Annotated in this window: 19 protein-coding genes; 10 read left to right on the forward strand and 9 right to left on the reverse strand. The window is 61.9% G+C overall.

The features are described 5' to 3' along the window. Window positions 1-57 precede the first annotated feature (57 nt). The 3 genes from NCO8_RS32930 to argS all read right to left on the reverse strand — a co-directional run bounded on the left by NCO8_RS32930 (window position 58) and on the right by argS (window position 2,797). Window positions 58-264, reverse strand: a complete 207-nt coding sequence (locus NCO8_RS32930) for an integrase core domain-containing protein (RefSeq protein ID WP_084457483.1) — start codon at window positions 262-264, stop codon at window positions 58-60. Between the two features lie 128 nt (window positions 265-392). Beyond that, window positions 393-623: an IS3 family transposase gene (locus NCO8_RS32935; protein ID WP_084457484.1), complete on the reverse strand. Its 231-nt coding sequence runs from the start codon at window positions 621-623 to the stop codon at window positions 393-395. A gap of 281 nt (window positions 624-904) precedes the next feature. Beyond that, the gene (gene argS / locus NCO8_RS26115; RefSeq protein WP_210740839.1) at window positions 905-2,797 is read right to left on the reverse strand and encodes an arginine--tRNA ligase; all 1,893 of its coding nucleotides are present in this window, start codon (window positions 2,795-2,797) and stop codon (window positions 905-907) included. A gap of 144 nt (window positions 2,798-2,941) precedes the next feature. On the opposite strand from argS, the gene NCO8_RS31600 reads away from it, so the two are divergent. Then, on the forward strand, window positions 2,942-4,219 hold the full coding sequence (locus tag NCO8_RS31600; protein WP_157105109.1) for a hypothetical protein: 1,278 nt from the start codon (window positions 2,942-2,944) through the stop codon (window positions 4,217-4,219). A 123-nt stretch (window positions 4,220-4,342) separates the two neighbouring features. On the opposite strand, the gene NCO8_RS30880 is transcribed toward NCO8_RS31600, so the two are convergent. After that, window positions 4,343-5,242 (reverse strand): YbaB/EbfC family nucleoid-associated protein, encoded by a 900-nt coding sequence (locus NCO8_RS30880; RefSeq protein ID WP_084457485.1) that lies wholly within the window; start codon window positions 5,240-5,242, stop codon window positions 4,343-4,345. A 182-nt stretch (window positions 5,243-5,424) separates the two neighbouring features. On the opposite strand from NCO8_RS30880, the gene NCO8_RS26135 reads away from it, so the two are divergent. The 3 genes from NCO8_RS26135 to NCO8_RS31605 are packed head-to-tail and all read left to right on the forward strand — an operon-like array spanning window position 5,425 to window position 7,366. Further along, window positions 5,425-5,736, forward strand: coding sequence for a hypothetical protein (locus NCO8_RS26135; RefSeq protein WP_157105110.1), 312 nt, complete (start codon window positions 5,425-5,427; stop codon window positions 5,734-5,736). Further along, complete coding sequence (locus NCO8_RS26140; protein WP_067643152.1) at window positions 5,733-6,929, forward strand: hypothetical protein; 1,197 nt, start codon at window positions 5,733-5,735, stop codon at window positions 6,927-6,929. Before NCO8_RS26135 ends, NCO8_RS26140 begins: the two co-directional genes overlap by 4 nt. Beyond that, complete coding sequence (locus NCO8_RS31605; protein WP_157105111.1) at window positions 6,926-7,366, forward strand: hypothetical protein; 441 nt, start codon at window positions 6,926-6,928, stop codon at window positions 7,364-7,366. The genes NCO8_RS26140 and NCO8_RS31605 overlap by 4 nt, the downstream gene beginning before the upstream one ends. Before the next feature lie 44 nt (window positions 7,367-7,410). Here the strand turns inward: NCO8_RS31605 and NCO8_RS26150 are convergent, their stop codons facing one another. From NCO8_RS26150 to NCO8_RS26155, 4 genes are read right to left on the reverse strand one after another with little or no spacing between them, the layout of a single operon-like run. Continuing rightward, entirely contained in the window at window positions 7,411-7,782 is a 372-nt protein-coding gene (locus tag NCO8_RS26150; protein WP_067643158.1) for a YbaB/EbfC family nucleoid-associated protein, read from the reverse strand. 10 nt (window positions 7,783-7,792) lie between these two features. Continuing rightward, entirely contained in the window at window positions 7,793-8,242 is a 450-nt protein-coding gene (locus NCO8_RS31610) for a hypothetical protein (RefSeq protein ID WP_157105112.1), read from the reverse strand. Then, window positions 8,239-9,549: a hypothetical protein gene (locus NCO8_RS30885; RefSeq protein ID WP_245655500.1), complete on the reverse strand. Its 1,311-nt coding sequence runs from the start codon at window positions 9,547-9,549 to the stop codon at window positions 8,239-8,241. The genes NCO8_RS31610 and NCO8_RS30885 overlap by 4 nt, the downstream gene beginning before the upstream one ends. Before the next feature lie 41 nt (window positions 9,550-9,590). Then, window positions 9,591-9,965 carry a hypothetical protein gene (locus tag NCO8_RS26155; protein WP_067643161.1) on the reverse strand — a complete coding sequence of 125 codons (375 nt, stop codon included), beginning with the start codon at window positions 9,963-9,965 and terminating at the stop codon, window positions 9,591-9,593. A 274-nt stretch (window positions 9,966-10,239) separates the two neighbouring features. Between NCO8_RS26155 and NCO8_RS26160 the strand changes: the two genes are divergently transcribed. The 6 genes from NCO8_RS26160 to NCO8_RS26185 all read left to right on the forward strand — a co-directional run bounded on the left by NCO8_RS26160 (window position 10,240) and on the right by NCO8_RS26185 (window position 18,119). Continuing rightward, window positions 10,240-11,754 (forward strand): ATP-dependent nuclease, encoded by a 1,515-nt coding sequence (locus NCO8_RS26160; protein ID WP_084457487.1) that lies wholly within the window; start codon window positions 10,240-10,242, stop codon window positions 11,752-11,754. 82 nt (window positions 11,755-11,836) lie between these two features. Continuing rightward, window positions 11,837-13,924: a UvrD-helicase domain-containing protein gene (locus tag NCO8_RS26165; RefSeq protein ID WP_067643164.1), complete on the forward strand. Its 2,088-nt coding sequence runs from the start codon at window positions 11,837-11,839 to the stop codon at window positions 13,922-13,924. Window positions 13,925-14,100: 176 nt separating this feature from the next. Continuing rightward, window positions 14,101-14,466, forward strand: coding sequence for a DUF732 domain-containing protein (locus NCO8_RS26170; RefSeq protein WP_067643167.1), 366 nt, complete (start codon window positions 14,101-14,103; stop codon window positions 14,464-14,466). Window positions 14,467-14,717: 251 nt separating this feature from the next. Continuing rightward, window positions 14,718-15,215 carry a hypothetical protein gene (locus NCO8_RS26175; protein WP_067643170.1) on the forward strand — a complete coding sequence of 166 codons (498 nt, stop codon included), beginning with the start codon at window positions 14,718-14,720 and terminating at the stop codon, window positions 15,213-15,215. Window positions 15,216-15,240: 25 nt separating this feature from the next. Further along, on the forward strand, window positions 15,241-15,822 hold the full coding sequence (locus NCO8_RS26180; RefSeq protein ID WP_157105113.1) for a hypothetical protein: 582 nt from the start codon (window positions 15,241-15,243) through the stop codon (window positions 15,820-15,822). Beyond that, window positions 15,819-18,119, forward strand: coding sequence for an AAA family ATPase (locus NCO8_RS26185; RefSeq protein WP_067643176.1), 2,301 nt, complete (start codon window positions 15,819-15,821; stop codon window positions 18,117-18,119). The genes NCO8_RS26180 and NCO8_RS26185 overlap by 4 nt, the downstream gene beginning before the upstream one ends. A gap of 72 nt (window positions 18,120-18,191) precedes the next feature. Here the strand turns inward: NCO8_RS26185 and NCO8_RS26190 are convergent, their stop codons facing one another. Then, window positions 18,192-18,629 (reverse strand): hypothetical protein, encoded by a 438-nt coding sequence (locus NCO8_RS26190; protein ID WP_157105114.1) that lies wholly within the window; start codon window positions 18,627-18,629, stop codon window positions 18,192-18,194. Window positions 18,630-18,903: the final 274 nt, after the last annotated feature.

The following is an 18,903-nucleotide window of genomic DNA, read 5'->3' on the forward strand; positions in this document are numbered from 1 at the left end:
AGTCCCAGAAATCGAGTCCACCCAGTCGTCATAGAGCCCGGTTTGTGTTCGATCCTTTCAGTTGATACCGCAGGCCGCCGAATGACGGCGGTGGGTGCGGCAGCCTGCGTACTCGGCCTGGGTCAGATAATCCAGAGCCGAGTGCCGAGGCCGTAGGTTGTGGTCGGATTTGAAGTCGCCGATCACGACCCGTGTTTCGAGCAAACTCGTCCAGTGATTGCGGTTGACGCATTCTGTCCGCAACCGATGGTTGAACGATTCAATATGGCCGTTGTTCTAGGGCGTACCCGGGCGGGATGTAGACCAGCCCGACTCGTCCGTCGCAGAACTGTTGCAGTGCAACGTAATAAACGTCGATCCGTTGTCCATCCACACCTTCGGCGACCCGCCGACTACGTCGAAGACCTTGTCGATCTCGGTGACCAGACATCTTCGGTGCATCGGGCGTCGACCTGCAGGACCGAGGAGATCCCGGGCTGTTTTCGTGGGCAATGTGCCCGAATCTGTAGGCCTTCTTCACGCCAGAGCCGGTGGACCTTCTTCTTGTTCACCTCCCCGCCCTCGTCGTAGCGCAGCGTTGCCCACGCGCGGTGGAACCCGTGGCCTGGGTGTTGGTGGCGCATCCGCGTAACCAAGCCCGCAGATCGGCATCGGGATCACCCCGGGTATGCGCCAACAGCACGTGCCCGTAAGTCGAGCAAGCCCAACAGCCTTGCACGCCAACCATTCCCACATCCTCAACGTGTCCTTGAGCATGTCCACGCCGCGGCGCATAGCTGCTGGGTTCAGAGTTTCCTTCGCAACCTCGCGCAAGGCGTCTTTCCAGCTCGGCATCGGCGAGCAACGGCGTAGTAGCCCGTCCAGCCGGACGCACCACTATCGCGATGTGCGCCCGGCCGCTCGGTCACATACGTTGCGGTGCTGCGATCCCCAGTTGCTCCAAACCGAGTTCGAGCGTCCGAGCAGTCAACTGGCACAGCGCGATTCGGTTGGTGCGAATCGGCTCCTGCGCGGCGACGACCGGGCACGCGTCGTAGAACGCGGTGTAGCTGCGCGCCAGTTCGTACAGGTATCCCGCCAGCCGGTGCGGCTCGAGGGAGTCAGCGACTTCTGCGAGAAGATCGGCGTATCCGTCGAGCATCAGAGAAAGCTCGCGCTCGGCCGGTTCCAGCGCGACGCCGGTATCAATCTGCGGAGGGGTTGTCGAACCGACTTTGCGCAGAATCGAACGCACACGCGCGTGGGCGTACTGCAGGTAGACACCGGTGTTCCCGTTGAGCGAGGTCATCCGCACGGGGTCGAAGGTGTAGTCCTTAACTCGCGAAGTCGACAGATCCGCGTACTTCACCGCTCCGATGCCGGCTTGTTCGGCGATGGTGTCGAGTTCTGCCGACGGCAAATCCGGGTTCTTCTCCGCGACCACCGCGCGCACGCGGGCAACGGCCTCGTCCAACAGGTCCATCAGCCGAACTGTCCCACCCGCACGGGTTTTGAACGGCCGACCGTCCGGCCCGAGGATCGTGCCGTAGGCAACGTGGTCGACCTGGATCGTCTCGGTAAGCCAACCGACCCGACGTGCGACCTCGAATATCAGCTGAAAGTGCAGTGCTTGGCGGGAGTCCGTGACGTACAGCAGACGATCCGCATGGAGCGTGGAAATCCGGTATCGGATCGTGGCCAGGTCTGTGCTGTCGTAACCGTAGCCACCGTCCCTTTTGCGGGCCATCAGGACGGTCGGCTTGCCGTCAGGGCCGTTGGCCTGCTCGGACAAGACGACGACCGCGCCGTCACTGTCGATCGCCACTCCTTTGTCGACCAGTTCGGTCACCGTGTCGGCCAACTGATCGTTGTAGAACGACTCGCCGACGTAGTCGTCAGGAGTGAGTAGGACCCCGAGTCGGTTGTAGATCGCGCCGAACGCCTTCTCCGATTCGGCCACGATCTCGCGCCACCGTGCAACGGTTGCTGGATCGCCCGCCTGAAGCGCAACCACCCTGGTCCGTGCCCGGTCCGCGAATTCCTCGTCGGCATCGAATTGCGCGCGTGCGGCCTTGTACAGGCTGTCCAGCGCCGACACCGAGCTAGTGTTGGGATCGAGTTCATCTGTGTGCCAGGGTGATTTGGGGTGCTCATCTATGTACTGGATGAGCATCCCGAACTGGGTTCCCCAGTCGCCGAGGTGGTTGGCGCGCACTACGTCGGCACCGAGGAACCCGATGACCCGGGCCAGGCTGTCCCCGATGATGGTGGTGCGCAGGTGTCCCACGTGCATTTCCTTGGCCACGTTCGGCGCCGAGTAGTCGATGACCACTCGACGCCCTTCCTCTGTGGCCGGTACGCCGAGCCGATCGTCGGCCAGCCGCGCAGCAACCGATTCCCAGATCGCCGAGTCAGTCAGCGTGATGTTCAGAAATCCGGGACCTGAGACCTGCACGTCGGCGATCGCGTTGTCGGACCGCTCGACATCGGCAGCGATCTCACTACCGAGCTGAGCTGGTGCCATACCGAACCTTTTGGCCAGCGGTAACGCGGCATTGGACTGAAAATCAGCGCGGTCGGATCGTCGCACTACCGGGTCCGCATCCGTCACTTCAGGACGGACTCGCACGATCGCCTCCGACACAGCGGCAGCCACCCGTCCGAGCAGCGGTACAACACCGGCAGAGCTCACCTTGGTTCCTTTCGAATGAGGGACTGTGCGGCCATTGTCGCAGTGCCCGACGCCTTTCGACACCACGACCGCCAGTCGGTTCGGGTGCACGACGCAGTCCAGCCTCCCCTGCGGCAGCCGTGTCATGGAATACCCTGTCGGTGTGGTCTTTGTCGTAACACTCAGTGACAGAGCGCTTTTGGCCGAGCAGTCGCAGTTGCGGACGACGCAGCGGCTGACAAGGCCTTCGCGAAAAACACGGCCGAATCCCGGCACTACTCGCGCCTGGCCATGATTCTCCGCGAAGACGACAACGGCAACCGTCACCTGGCCTGGCTCGGGGTGGTCGCCCAGCAAGGAGCATCAGGACGATTCGACAGAACGATCACCATCGACCCGCTACGCGAGGTCTTCGATGAGATTCCTGTCAGTGGTCATGCCGGCATTCTGAAAGACGCGGCTCCAGCGCTGCAGCGAGAGTTTCAGTCTGCCTGCAGGATCGGTGGTGTAGGCGTGATCGGCAATGACACGTGGGCTGCCGTACGTGCAGAAGTAACACGTCGAAGCGCAGGACTCGAGGTCCTCGTGGGCTGGTTGATGGCGGTCGCAAACCCTGTGATTCTGGACAGCCGCAATGAAGCTGATGCTCGGTGGCAGGAAGAACGTGATGCACTCGGTATGACGGCGCGCATTGCCGGCATCCAGCCGACCGAACTCGCGGGGTGGCAACGTCCTGCGTCGAACGATGAGCCCTATCTCGCCGGCCTGATTCCAGCCCCTGTCGAGCACAGCTTGATCGACCATGATTCCCGAGTGTTTTTCGGCAATACCGTTTTTCATGACTGGACCCAATCATCTTCGACACGCTGCGACATCCACGTATTCGCCGATGCATCGGGCCGACGGGTAGAGATCGCCAATGTCAATGCGACCCCTGTAGAAGCCCGCCTCGGCACCGACCTCATCTACTATCACGAGCAAACCGCGAGCTTCGTTCTCGTGCAATACAAGCGTCTCGACCCCGACCGTTCTCTTTCGGTGGACGACCGTCTCATGGAGCAGTTGACGCGGCTCGAACAGGTGCGCACTCTCAGTCGGACCGCTCAGGAGCCCGACGACTGGCGCCTGAGCCACGACCCGTGCTTCGTGAAGCTGGCGCATTGGCCTATCGGGCCATCACCATGCCCCGCAGACGAACTCGTCCCAGGAATGTATCTCCCGGTCTCGTATGTTCGTTTGCTGCTATCGCATGAGTCGACCCTCAGCGGTCGCACCCACCAGGATGGTATAGCCGGCCGGTTGCTCGGCTACAAACAAGTTGATCGATACCTGAACAACACTCAATTTATAGAACTCGTCAAGAACGGTCTGACCGGCACAGTGGGAGTTACCGCAGAACAGTTGCGGGAGCTGGTGAGGAGTCGACTCGAAGCCGGAAACGGCGCCGTCGTCGCTGTCGAGCGGGGGAACGAGACAACGCGTGAGCGCCAGACCAGGATCAGACAGCGTTCGAGCAGTTCTGGCAGGCGTAACCGGTTGCACCACATGGAGAGTCCAATGAGCGACTGAATCACCCAGCTGGTCAGAAAACCTAATCGCCTCAGTCTCAGCGACTGATCGTCGACCAGAGCCCGGACGCCGATCTCCAGATCGCTAATAGCTGACGAAGACTGAGCCTACCGGCGACCGCCGTCAGTCAGTGGAGGGCAAAGCCCACCATTCCCAGGAAGTCGGGACATAGTCGTCCTGCGGCCAGGATGCCCAGGCGGCATCGGACTCGTCCGCCGGATCGCCCCACGCGGCGATTGAGTCCATGGGCTCCGAATCGGCAGTGTCACGATCGGCCTGGCCTACGTCACTCATCTGCGCGGCAATGACCCGATCGACTTCCGGTGAAGTCCGATCCGCGACGTCAGCGAATTCCGAATCGACGAGCGGGCTTCGCTCGGTGCCACTAACGTGCGGTTCGGGGTTCTTCACATGACGACTCGCCGTCGGAAGGAATGTGACCGGGTCGAGCGGGGAAACCGAGCTCGTCCAGGTGCCAGTGCGACTTGGTAGCCGCGATTCCGGTGCGGTGCGAGATGCCGAGGGGGACGGTGGTCGTACCAGCCCGGGCCCGCCTTTGCGATCGCGGTCAAAGCCTCTGTCCTGCGTCGGCCCGGGCAGGGAGACCCGCCGCGGTGACGCAGACCTGGTGTTCTCCGCCGCCCAATCGTTCGGTGGAACAGCCGGTGCGGAGGGCGCTGCATGGCTGGAACCTTCATTCGGCGATGGTGGCCGGGCCAGCTGATCGACAATCTCTTGACGGTCTTCCCGCAAACGGGGGTCGCTACTCAGCGAAGCAACAGCGTCGCGTACCGATGCCGACGCGTCGACAGTGGCTTGTCGATGTAGTTCGACGATTGTCTCGACCAACCGCCGCGGTTCGAGATCCTCTCCGCCAACGCCCAATTCGATACGGTGCAGCGTACCGTTCGCGCCGACTTCCACCCGCACTGTTCCGTCGGCACTGGTCGCAGTACCGCGGGCATCGGTGAGGGCGCGTTGAAGCCTTTCGATCTGCCCCGAGACCGGGTCGACATCCCCCATACAGCAACCTTCTCTAGCTACTCCACCGCTGAGCCTACCGCTTCCGCACCGACGCGTGGCGGGCTGAGATGATCACCACGAGTTGAGTGTTCGTGTTTGTCGGCCTGATCCGTCAACTGTTGCAACGGCGTTGAGCAGCCGATAGCGTAGCCGCCGACCGGGGAACGTGCGAAGGGGGAATCGTGTCTGATTCAAAAGGTCTGGATCTCGATCCGGTACGAACACGGGAGCTCGCGACAACTCTTGCCAAGGCCGAGTCCGAGGTGACGGCGGTGTTCGCCGGGGAGACCGAGAATACTGCGCTGACGTTTCCCGGCACAAAGATCCCAGATGCGGCGACCACAGCGCTCGGCAAAATCGCACAGGCAGCGCAGTCGTTGGTCATTGAGTACGCGGCGTTGTCGACAGCTACCTCGAAAGCAGTCACGGAGTTCCAGAGCAAGGACACCCAGAACGCCGGCAACATTGCAGCAGCACAGTCGGCGCTGTCGTGACGACACTTGGCACCACCGAGCAGCAGGCAGTCGCCGAGGCCACCGGGTTGACGGTTGCGCAGGTGCTCGCGTGGGACACCGCAACTTTGACCACGCGGGCCGATGCCTGGTCCGCCCAGGCGACGAAGCTGCTCACCTTCGACGACAACCAAGATCGCGCTGTCGATGCGGGACGAGATTTCTGGACCGGAACCGCGGCAGAAGCAATGCGAGCCAAGCACGATCAGATCCGCACATCAGCCAGGACCTTCATAGCGGCCCTACAGGACGGCGCGGCGGCGGCCCAGTCGGGTGCGAGCAGCTTGGAGTCGGCCAAATCTGCCGTCGTGAACGCGGTGAAAACCGCAGAGGCAAACGGCTATGAGGTCGCTGACGACGGCACAGTGACGATCTCGGCCAGTACACACCAGACGTTGCTGTCGCAGCTGCCGGACGCGGCGTCGTACTCGACCGCAGCCGGAGCACTCCAGATGGACGCGGATGCGTCGACAGTCACGGTGAAACAAGCACTGACACAAGCACACTCGGCTGCGGCAGCTGTCGCCGAGGCGATCACCACAGCGTTCACGAATCTTCCCGACGCGTCGCCGATCATTGCTACCGGCGCACCGCAGTCGATAAACCGGGACATCTGGGATACCACGTCCGACGAGCAAGGCCGCGCGATCCTGGCGCGATACCTGACCGGCGGCGGGGATTGGTACATCAACAGCGACCCCAAGTGGTCGGAATACATGATGAACAACCAACTGCTCCGCAACCAGCTCGAAGAACCGGTCACGACAGCAGCAGCGGCAGCAGTGCAAGGGTATTTGCAGAACGGCAACGCATCCCAGGCCGGCACACCACAACGACTCCAAATGGAGATCGAGAATGGTGAGCAGATCATCGGATACCAGTACCTCCATGGCACCAACGACGACGTCGGCGGCTTCACAGTCGTTCCGAATTCCACCGTCCGCGACAGAGGCGACGGCACGTATGAAGTGACGATGTTCAACAGCTACACCTGGAACGACACGATCGATGCCAACAAGCAGTACGAGTCCGACCAGGACAAGAACAGAGTTGCAGAAGCGATCAGCCTCGGACAGGCGGATCCGTACGACATTCACATCAATTGGAATGCCAACACGACCCTGATCATGGACGCTTCGGGACGGGTAATCAGCCAGACCGGGTACCCGAAATGAGTAGATTTCGACTGGTCGCCTCCTTGCTGGCGCTCGCCACAGTGAGTGCGACAGCGTGTGCAGGCCCGGATCATTCGCGGGCCAATGGTGTTGAGACGACGACAGAGGCGCCTCTGCACAGCATTTTTGCGCAGCCAGGCAAACCCGCGGTGTCGCCGAGTGGGCGGTTCCAGGCTGAGGTGAACCCGAGCGAGCCCCTTTCGATGTTCGTGTCCATCACCGACACTGGAACCGGTCAGATCGTCTTCCGTGACACCGACCAGTACAGCACCAGTCGGCATCACCGTTATGTCGTCGGCTGGATTTCGAGCGAGCCCGAGCAGCTATGGGTCTATTCAGGAGACGTGGGGACCTCCCGATTCGATCGTCAGGCCGATGGCAACTGGCTCAAGGTCCGTAGTCCACAGCATATTCCGGCTGAGATCGACAGCTGGTAGCACGTGATACCCAGGTGTAGGCCACAAGGTGCCTACGCTCTCGATCAGCGCCACCCACGACGGTTTTGCTCCTCGAAGTAACGATCCTCGTCTTCCTCGGTCCACGTTGGTTCAGGACTTTTCGAGTTCGCGCGCACAAATGCCGAGACCGATTCGAATTGGGGGTCAGCCGTGATCTCGCGGGTCGCTTCTGCGATCCTCGGTTGCTGGTCCGCGACGGCTGCGCCGTACGCAGCAATGATCGCATCGGTGGTGTCCAGATCAAGCCCTGGAACGAACACGTCGAGAAGTTTGTTGTTTGCGTCGACAACAACTCGAACCTTCCCAGAGGTGCCCACGCCGCGAATCGCGGCCAACGCCTCTTGGGCTCGGCGAACCTTTAATCCGAGTTGGTCCTCGCTCCCTGGCACACTCATTGCTCCTCCTTCAGTCCACTGTGTCGATGAGGAGCGTCTGCCCATCAGCTTGTAAGTACACGCTGGACTTCCATCCATTCACACTGAATGCAGAATTTATTTCAGGGCCGGACACATAACTCACCGATGGCACGCTCGGTTCCAGCGCGGGCTCGAACGGCTTCGGTTGCGAGGAGGAGAGGTTGAACTTCGATCGCATCTCGTCGGCAATCTCGGGTCGCAACTCTACGACAGCTTGGATCCAGTAGGTAGTCGGGCCAGGCACACGACCCTCCTCGTTGTTCCAAGTGATCCAGCTGACCGATACGGGTTCATCTATCAACGGGAACCGCTTCGTCAGCGGCTCTTGGTCATGACGAACCTCGGCGGAGGGCTCAGATGATTCCGAGGCCGGTGAGCTACAACCCATTGCAGCCAAGAGCATCGCCGCCAGAAGCGGAATGAGGTATCGTGCAGTCATTTTCGCGGCCTTCCCGATTCGTCGTTGTTCTCGACCGGCGTTCGGGGTCCACTAGAGTCACGGTTGTCTACTCGATCTTCTCGCCCCGGATTACGCTCTGTCGCGGATGTTTCCGACACGGTCGCAGTCGACGGAGGTTGACCAAGCTCCCATGACACGGTCCTCGTCACCTTGCCATTGGTCTCGAAATCGTGAGCCCATCCCAGCTCTGCAAATCTACCATTCTCATTATCGGATGCTCCGGTCGCCAGGTCCTCAGCACCTTGATTGAAATTGTAGTAGTCCATCGCTTCGACCGTTACATCCATTACCACACGGTCGCCTTCCACCCGCACATTGGAATGACTCCATTGCTGATAGGCCCCGATCGTCTTCTGCCAATTCTCAGTGGCCGGATAGTCTCCCCCAGCGCCCCCGATGTCTGCCGCAGTGCCGGTCATTTGAAAGTTGGTGTTTCCCTCGCGCGCAAGAGCATCAGCTGCCATCGCAGCACGAGTGATCTCGCTGTCTACCGCCGCTTTGATGTTCGGGTCCTCACGGTATGCCTCCTCGTAGTCGAATTCGAACGGTGTGCCGCCACCTTCCCAGTAGTGGCGGTAAGCTGCAGTAGAGTCATCCAAGTCCGAGCGGCCCAACTCCCCACCATTCAACATCGCTTTCCATTTGGCCGCTGAAATATAGTCGCCGATCCCAGGCGTTGCCGAGCCAGGAACGAACCCTTGGTCGGTCGATAGATGTGGCGTCTCAGGCAGCCCAATCTTGTACGTCTGACCATCCACTACTACCGTAGGTGGTTCAGGGATAGGGGCTGCGGGTGACTTTGCCAACACTTGCAGAGCGCTCACCTCAATTTGGATCGCCTGTACGGCACCCAACTCTGCCAGGCCAAAGTCGTGAAGTAGTTCCTTTATGCGCGTCTGATATCCTGCGGCTTGGCCATCAAGTCGCATCTGCAGGATTAACGTCGTGGTATCTGCGGCACTGCCCGGTACCGTCGGAGCAGTGACAGTGCCGTCGTCGGAAACGGTCATGCCCGCCTGCGGAACCTCATCGTCGACGATCCGGAGCAACGCGGCCCGAATGCCTTCCATATTGCCGCCGAAGCTTTTGTAATGGCCGACCAGCCGCGTGGTTACCTCATCGATGTTAGTGGCAGACAGCTTGTCTGCTACAGCACGTCCAGACGCCGCGGCAGCGGCGTCACCTTGCCATCCGTCCATCGCCGAGTCGACATCTCGCTCAACCTGCTCAGCAACCTGTGCGAAGAAAGTGTTCTGCGCAGCCAGGTGTGAGCCATAGGTCACCATACTGAGAGGCTGGCAGGCGCGAACATGACTGATCGTCGCCATCACTGTCCGCTCTCGAGAGCACGGACTTGATCAGCAAACCACCCATCGACATTCTCATATGAATTAGCGGCGACATGCGTGACCTCAGCCATATGCCTGATATTCGACGATAGCGCACGGTATGCACCAAGAACCGCCTGCTTGGCGGCAACCTCGACCTGAACAATAGGAGACCCCGGCATGATCAATTCGAGTGAAATGCCTATTCCATCGATCGCGGTCGCATGCGCCTCGAGCGCTGCGCTCATCGTACTCAGCGCGGTGATATCCGCCTGCAACATCTCTGTCAATTCGCCCCCAAGAGACAGTTGTACTTGGCCGACACGATAGCAGCCGGTTGCCCGGAGGACACTCGCGCCGAGGACGGCGAACACCAGCTCTGGTGAACAGCGGTATGACTACCGCAATGTCGACGCCGAGGCTCAGGCCACCTGTGTGGTGACGCAGCGCCGCTGTGCCCCGCAACCCCGGTGTACGCCGTTCGTCCATCTCCTTGCGCTCAGCTAGAGTCGCTGTCCGACAGCACCTTTCGACGCCCCGAGGGACGGCAGAGGAAGCGATCGATCAACGTCGACGGCGATCGCGGTATCATCCTCAGGGGTCGGGGCGCGGCTGCGTCCAGGTGACGAGCTGGGGGTGGTTCGGGTGATGAACGCAGGCAACCGGTTTCGCAGCGAGATCCGGCATGGGACCATTCAGGAGCTCGCGGGCAAGGTGGCCAAGGAGAGCTACGGGCAGTATCTCCGCAAGCTCACGCTCGCCAAGGTCCGCGGCTTCAGCAATATCGAGGTGAGTTTCGACTTCCCGGTTACCGCGGTTGTCGGGCCCAACGGTGGCGGCAAGTCGACCATCCTCGGCGCTGCCGGCCTTCCCTACAGCTCGGTGCCGCCGAGCCGGTTCTTCGCCAAGAGCGGCAAGTACGACGACAGCATGCAGAACTGGTCGATCGAGTACCAGCTCATCGAGAAGGGGCTGAATCGGAAGCTTCCGGTCCTGCGAACGGCGAGTTTCAAACGCCTCAAGTGGAATCGGACCGCGGTCGACCGGAGAGTCCTCATCTTCGGGGTGGAGCGGACGGTCCCGGCCAGTGAACGGCAGAACCTACGGCGAGCCGTTGGCAGTGCCTTCGAAGCCGTTCGTGAGACCTGCCTTCCTGATCACGTCATCGATCAAGCCGAGAAAGTACTCGCCAAACCGTTGGCCGGCTTCCGGCAACTCTTCCTCGATGACATCGATCGGCTGAGCATCTTCTCCGGCGTCACCGCGCTGGGCGACGGCTATTCCGAGTTCCACTTCGGCGCCGGCGAGGCCAGCGTCATCAGAATCATCGCGGAAGTCGAAGCCGCAGAGGAGAACAGCCTCATCCTGATCGAAGAGATCGAGAACGGGCTGCATCCCGTGGCGACACAACGGATGGTCGAATACCTCATCGACGTCGCCCACCGCCGCAAGTGCCAAGTGGTGTTCACCACCCACTCCAACGATGCCTTGGCTCCGCTGCCGCCGGAGGCCATCTGGGCCGCGCTCGGTGATCGGGTGATCCAAGGCAAGCTCGATGTGCGATCGCTTCGTGCCATTACCGGGCAGGTCGAAGCGGACGTGGTGGTCTTCGTCGAGGACCAGTTCGCCCGGGACCTGGTGGCGACCGCGTTGCGCAGGGACGGCGGCGTGGAACTGGACATGATCGAGATCCATGCGATGAGCGGCGCCGCGGTAGCGAAGAACGCTACCCTGCACCACAATTCGATTCCCACGACGTGGCAGCCCGCGCTCTGCTTTCTGGACGGCGACCAAGGCGAGCTGGCCGACGAGGACAAACAGATTCATCTCCTGCCGGGAAATTCGGACCCGGAACGCACCGTTCTCGACGACATCTGTTCCAACCTGGATGAGCTCGCGGCCAAACTGACACTGTCGCTGCGACTGCCGTTGGATCGACAGCAGCAGGTCGTCTCCGTGATTCGTACCCGCAGGACCACGAACCGCGACGTCCACCTGATCTTTCAGCAGATCGGTGAAGACCTCGGATTCTTGTCGGCGCACGACGTCGCGCACGCCTTCCTTGCCTTGTGGGCGAACGAGTTTCCCGAGCCGACCAAGATGATCGTCGATCTCATCCGCCAGGCACAGCAGCGCGGGCGACCGACTCCGGCATCGGCGTGACCGGGCGGGTGCGATAGTGGCGAGGATCGTCCTCACCTCCACCGCTGCGGCACAATCACACGCCCCGGCACTCAGACGACGGGTGTTCGACCTGCTGTCGCTGTTCCAGGGCGATCTACACGACGAACCATGGACCGAGCGGGTGCCGGGCGCGAAGGATTCGCGGGTGCGCACTGCGTACGTGGACGGCACGCATCGCGCTGTGGTTTTCCGCGTCGACCCAGAGCGTGGTGAGACCACCTACATCTATATGGGCACGTGGGCAGCGAACGAAGCCCGCCGACAGGCGACCAGAGCGACCTTGCGGGTGAATCCGGTGTCCGGCGCCCTGGAGGGTACGGTCGGCCAACTGCCGCTCGTGAGCGACCGACCAAGAACCCCCGCTCACCCTCTACTCGAACGTGCCGGGCACTCGCCGGCCGAACTCGCCGCCGATCTGGGACTCGATCGCACAGTCACCGAACGCGCCTACCTCATCACCGATCGCACCGAATTCTTTCGGTTCGCCGGGGAGGTCACCGCGAAGCTGGGGTGGCAAGGCCAAGCGTTGCTGCAGCTCCTCGACGGGGCGTCGCCGGAACTGATCCGCGAGCAGCTGGAACTGCACACGCCGCCCGAGACAGCCGCGGACGAGGACGACCGGATCATCGCGGCCCTCGACCGCCCCGCTTCCCGCCTGCTGTTCACCTATGCCGACGATTCAGCCGAGTTGCGCCGTGTGATCGACAGCGGCGATGCCAACGCGTGGCGGACGTTCTTGCATCCGGAACAACGACGCTATGCCGAGCAGAGCTATCCCGGCTCGTTCCGCGTCTCGGGTGGGTCCGGCACCGGCAAGTCGGTGATTCTGGTCCATCGGGCACGTAATCTCATCCGTCGCAACCCGGATGCGCGCGTGGTGCTGACGACTTTCACCAAGGAACTGGCGACTATTCTCGAACAGAACCTGCGCGTCCTCGACCCGGATGTCGCCTTCGCAACGAAGCTCGGGCAACCGGGAATCTATGTCGGCGGCATCGACAGCCTCGCCGTCCAGGTCTTGCAACAAAGCTCAGCAGAAGTCGAAGTGGCGTCACAGGATGTTCTGGGCCACCGGAAGTTCCAATGGCGAGGGCATCGACCGGACCGTTACGTCTGGCCACGGATCGCCGCCGAGGTCGACCATCGCCTGCCGCCGCATCTGACCACACCGTGGTTCTTGGAGAACGAATACGTCGCGGTAGTACTTGCACGACGCATCCGAACGGTCCGCGAATACGCCACGGTGGAACGGCGCGGACGCCGGATCCGGCTGGACAGAGCAATGAGGGTTGCGCTCTGGAAAATCTTCGACTCTTACCGGACGTTCTGCGCCAGGTTCAACTGGTACAGCTATCAAGAGGTCGCGGCCGTGGCTGGGCGTCACCTCATGCATGCTGCCGCTGCAGGTGAGACCGCACTCGCGGACCACGTGCTGGTGGATGAGGGCCAAGACCTGCACGCGGTCCATTGGCGATTCGTCCGCGCGCTCGTCGACGAAGGTTCCGATGACATCTTCATCGCCGACGACCCCCACCAGCGCATCTTCAACGAACGAATTGCGCTGTCGGATCACAATATTGCGCTCAGCGGGCGATCACGTCGACTGACGTTGAACTACCGGACCACAGCAGAGAACCTCGATTTCGCCCTCGGCTTCCTGCTGGGCACCGAGTTCCGGGACCTCGAAGACCGGATCGAGCCGGGGTCCGGCTACCGATCTGCCCGTCTCGGCCCCGAACCGAGCCTCGTGCCGTGCACCAACGAGAAGACGATGCTGAAATGCGTCGTCGACACGGTGCGCGAATGGCAGCGGTCGGGCACATCGGTGACCACAATCGCGGTACTCACCTTCGACAACGGTACGGCTAGCACGATCCGGTCCCGCCTCAGGGCTGCGGATTGCCCGGTCGACGATGACCAGTGCGGCGATTCGCGGATGCCGGTTGCAGTCCGGACGATGTCCGGCGCCAAAGGTCTCGAGTACACGAACGTGATCGTCGCCGGCGTCGACCCGAGCCGGCCGCCCATAGCCGCACTCGACCAGCAAGGCTCCCCCTACGAAACCGCGGACGCGAAGCAGCGTGCCAAGGCGCTTGCCTACGTCGCGGCCACGCGCGCACGGGATCGGCTTGCATTCATCTGGCATTGAGAGCCGTTAACGCGATGGCAAGGTTTCACGACATCATCCGATTGACATAGCTTTCAGTCTGCCGTAGCTTGGACGACAACATCACAAGGTAGCTACTGGATCAGCCAGAACCCCAGAGCTCCAACACTTTCCGTCGCCACCTCGGCGCCGCCCCATCGCCTTACCAGAGGGAACCCATGCGTCACTCACGTGTCATCTCCGCCCTGCTCGCTGCGGGCACCGTCACCGCCTTCACCGCACTCGCCCCGCAAGTCGGGGCGAAGCCGGCGAGCGGCTCGTCCAGCGGCTCGTCGGAAACCTGCGCAGCCCGCAGCAACGCGGATCGAATGTTCCTGCGGCGTGCCGATTTCGCCGACGAACCGTGCCGAACCCAAGACGCCGCAATCCGGCTGGCGTTGTCCAACTGCCAGTGGCTGGCTACTCATGGGCACAGCGCGTCCAAGCACATCGAATTGGCGGAGATCAACCGCGCCTCAGTGCGCTACCCGTACACCTTCCTCGACGCCGCGGTCACCAGCTACTGTCCGCAATACGACATCTGATCCACTCGACCCAAGGCCCGCCCCGGCGGTGGCCGCATCACGGAACCGCCTCGAACACAAGACATTTCAGCCTTCTGCTGCCACACTGTTCGCCGTGCCGGCAGCTCCGATTCGCTGTCAGTTCGAGACGATCCCGCTTGTCGTCGCTACGCCGTTCACTCGGTCCACACCTCGCCTCTTCCGAATGAAGAAGGCCACATCACTTGAACTCGCCATCGTTGCCCCTTCCTCCACGCCGCAGGAACCTTCAGATGCTGAAGACCGCCATGTCGGCGCTGACTCCCGGCAAACCTGCCGCCGCGACGTTCCGGTCCGAGCTCTACGGAACTTTCAGCGTGCACGGCCCGGTGGTTCGTTCCGGCGCGAACGGCGGCCTGCTGATCGGTGGGCATGCCCTCGATATGGCCTCGTCGACGCTCAACCCGGTGCCGGATCTGCTGGAGCTGATCGCCGACGCCTCAGACGTCGCTGATCCACCTACAGGATTGGCGTCCGCATTGGCCGAGCTGACCCACGGGGATCCGGTGGTCGGGTATTTCCAGGAACCTGCCTACGGCGTGTACACGGTGACAGGCTTCGCGGTAGATGCGCCGGTACACGGCGGTCTTCTGGTGGGCGCACGGATTCTGACATCCCGCGCCGGCCGGATGCCCGGTGCGTATCTCGTTGCACTCCAACGGTTTACGGATACGAACGCCGGCCCCGGTCCGGCCCGGATCACACGCTGGCCCGACACCGTCAACGATTGACCCGAAAGCTGTAGCAAGGAGAATGATGTTGGGTTTCGCCGTAGTCGATCGGCATCCGCCGTACGAGTTCACCGCGATATGGCTGACCGATCGCACTACCGACGATTTCGTGCGCAACACCAACGCTGTCGTCATTCCGCACGATGATCCCGACCACGACAAGAAGGTCCGCTCACTCACGTGGGGTCGTGCGGTGGTTCTCACCGAAGGTACCGACCCACCGCTGGCATTCTCGCACGCGCTCCGAATCGAAGCGTTCGACGATTTGATCCGACAGACCGCTGACCAGCAGGAGCGGATCTGCGCGGCGATCACGGACTATTCTCGACGCAAACGCACCAAACTGGTCGTTCCCAGTTTTCTCCCGGTGCCCGAGATCGGTACACCTGAGCGCGACGAACCACACTATCGCGCGCTGTGGGTCGCCGATTACATCGGCGCAGTGTGGTCGGCTTGGCTGTTCACCGAGGAGCAGCGTGTGCGCCGAACGACTTCTCCGAAAAGCCGGGAAACACCATGGATCATGCCGGCGGACCTGAACAGCCCGACTATCGCCGACTTTCCCGTGGACTTCGCCGAGCGAGTGAAACCCGAGACCGTGCCATGAGTAATCAGCCGACCGTGGCGTCGCTCACCATCACGCCGGAGTTCGCCGAAGGACTTCACCGCTTGGAAAGTGGGGAAAACCTGTTCCTCACCGGTCGTGCGGGAACCGGCAAATCGACGCTGATCCGCGAGTTCCTCGCCACGACGAACCGTAATGTCGTGGTCGCGGCCCCAACGGGAATCGCCGCGCTCAATGTCGGTGGCTACACCATCCACCGGTTGTTCTCGTTCTGGGCGGGCATCACCGTCGACGATGTCCGTTCGAGCGACTACTTCCCTGGCCGCTTCGCGAAAACCCTGGCCAGACTCGACACACTGATTCTCGACGAAGCATCAATGATCCGGGCCGACCTGTTCGACTGCCTCGCCGTTGCGCTCGAACGATTCGGGCCCAAGCGGGGCAGGCCCTTCGGCGGTGTGCAATTGGTGTTGGTAGGCGATCTGTTCCAGCTTTCGCCTGTGGTCAGCGAAGGCGAGAAGGACTACTTCACGCAGCGCTACACCTCGCCGTACTTCTTCTCAGCCGACCACTACGTTCACGAGCAGTTCCCAGTCGTCGAACTGAGAACCGTCTTCCGGCAGATCGGGGACACACGTTTGGTCGAAATCCTCAACGAGGTCCGAGATGGCGCCCTGTCGGGAACTTCTCGAGCAGAGCTGAACAATCGAACCAATCCAGATTTCGAACCGCCGGTGGACGAATACTGGCTGACTCTGGCCACGACCAACCGGATCGCCGAGACGCGCAACCGGGCGATGCTCGCACGTGTTCCCGGTCGAGAACTCACCCATCGCGCCACCACATCCGGCGACATCGATGGCTTCGACCGACCCGCCGCGGAGGTGATCACCTACAAGGTCGGCGCTCAGATCATGCTGCTGACCAATGATCCAGCCGATCGCTGGGTGAACGGGACCATCGGGCGGATCACCGGTTATCGCACCGAGCACGGCTCCCCGGTCGTGACCATCGACCTGCCCGACGGCAGTCGGGTCGATACACGACCGCACCTGTGGGAAATCACGCGACCAGAAGTCGTCGACGGCGCCCTCCGGCATCAGGTCGTCGGCACATATAAGCAGCTGCCGTTCCAGCTGGCCTGGTCGATCACGATCCACAAGAGTCAAGGACAAACCCTGGACCGGCTCGTCGTCGATCTCAGCGGCGGCACCTTCGCCGATGGTCAGCTCTATGTCGCACTCAGCCGGTGCACGTCGATAGAGGGGCTGGTCCTCAAACGCGATGTCCTGCCCAAGGATTTGAAAACCGATATCCGTATCCGCCGTTTCCTCGCCGCCAGCAGCGCGACGTCCACTTCACGCGGAAATGTCTATCTCGGGATCTGCACTGTCGGCGACGAAGGGCGGATGTGGCGGCCGCGCCCGATCGAGATCGCGTTGGTCACGGAGGACGGAATCGAACTCAGCACCCTGGTCAATCCCCTCCGCGACCTCGGTGACGCCCGCCTCACATATGGAATCACCGCCGGCGACGTCGCACTGGCACCCACCCTCGACCAAGCCTGGGCAGCACTGGCTCCGGATCTGGCCGGCCGATGCCCGGTCGGACTCGACATCGACAATCAGCTACGCAACCTCGACTACGAGCTCAAGCGCCTGGGCGTGGTTGTGCCGATGCCGCTGGGCATATCTCTCGATGTGGCCGACTTGTCGGAGTCCGAGATCGCCGGCCTCCAAGCTCCGAGCGCAGTCGCCCGTGCACGGGCCACACGAGCGCTCGTCACTCGCGTAGCGTCAGCGATTCGCACCGAGGGCGAGGTTTTCACCACCCCGAATGATGGATTCGGGTACACGCTCGAACGGGGAGGAACGCCCGACTGCTTCCAGCCGGGTGGCATGACGCCCGCCGCGTCGACGCCCGAAGCGGCACTCGCCGAATTGCTCCGCCACAACCTTCCCCGCATTCAGCTCGACGAGCAGACATACGCTCGACTGGCCGACCTCGGTCAGGCTCTCGGTCACCCCATTCTCGACGACGAATCCCGCTGTCACAGCGTGTCGATAGCCGACATCCTCACGGCCGGTGCGCGAATTTGCTTCACCGGTTCGGTGATCGATGACGCCGGTACCCAGTGGAGTCGCACCGACATGGAACAACTGGCGGCCAGGTGCGGTCTCGTCCCGGTGCCGAGCGTGACGAAGAAGCGATGCGACGCGCTGATCGCGGCCGAAGCCGGGACAACGTCCGGCAAAGGCCGCAAGGCCACCGAATTCGGCAAACCGATTTTCACTGCGGATCAGTTCCTTGCCTGGACCACGGCTGCCACGACTTCCTGACCAATGGAGTCTTCCGATCCCACGCCCCGGGCCGGCCTTCGGACACTGAGGCCGCGACCACGAAACCCGCTGTCAGTCAGGGAGATAGCGGATCGGGACCGGGATGGGGATGTCGGCAGCTCGGAGCTCGTCGAGTGTGAAGGTTCGGTCGAGATTCTCACCGTAGAGGCCGCGCAGGAGGACGGCGATCAGGTTGTGGTGTTCTCGCTCCGAGTCCTGGGCCAACCGACTGATCTCGCGGCTGATGGACATGGCCGACTCAGTGATGCCCGCGCTGTCGAACTGCCGGATGATGAGTCCGCCCTCGAGGATCCCGCTCCACGGTGTGGTGATCGAATGGAAAGAGTCGACCGCCCTGAACAGCATGTAGCGCAGCATATTTCGGCTCTCCATGCCCGGCCGCTCCACTGGAAGGTCCACCTCGAACAACCGCTGCAGTCCTTCGAAATGAGCGCGGCGATCATCCTTGCCGGGGAGGTTCTTGCGGCGTAAGTCGAGGATTGCGTCCAAGTACGATTCGATGAGCTGTCGCTGACCGAAGACTGCCGGTGGGGGTGGGGCGAAATCGTAGTGGTCGAACGACATTCGGCAGATCCCTTCGAGGCGCACAGGCTCCGATCCGGAGACCCGCGGTGCAGATACGACGAAACCGTAAGCCGAAGGGAAAACATTGTCAACCTACAAATAGTTGGTGTACGTTTACCGGCAACGGGCGTTCGAGATCATCATCCGCAGTCAGCGAGCCGGCCGACCGCGATCGAGAAATCCCGAATCCCGTAATCAA

The organism is Nocardia coubleae NBRC 108252 (assembly GCF_001612805.1).
Lineage (GTDB): Bacteria > Actinomycetota > Actinomycetes > Mycobacteriales > Mycobacteriaceae > Nocardia > Nocardia coubleae.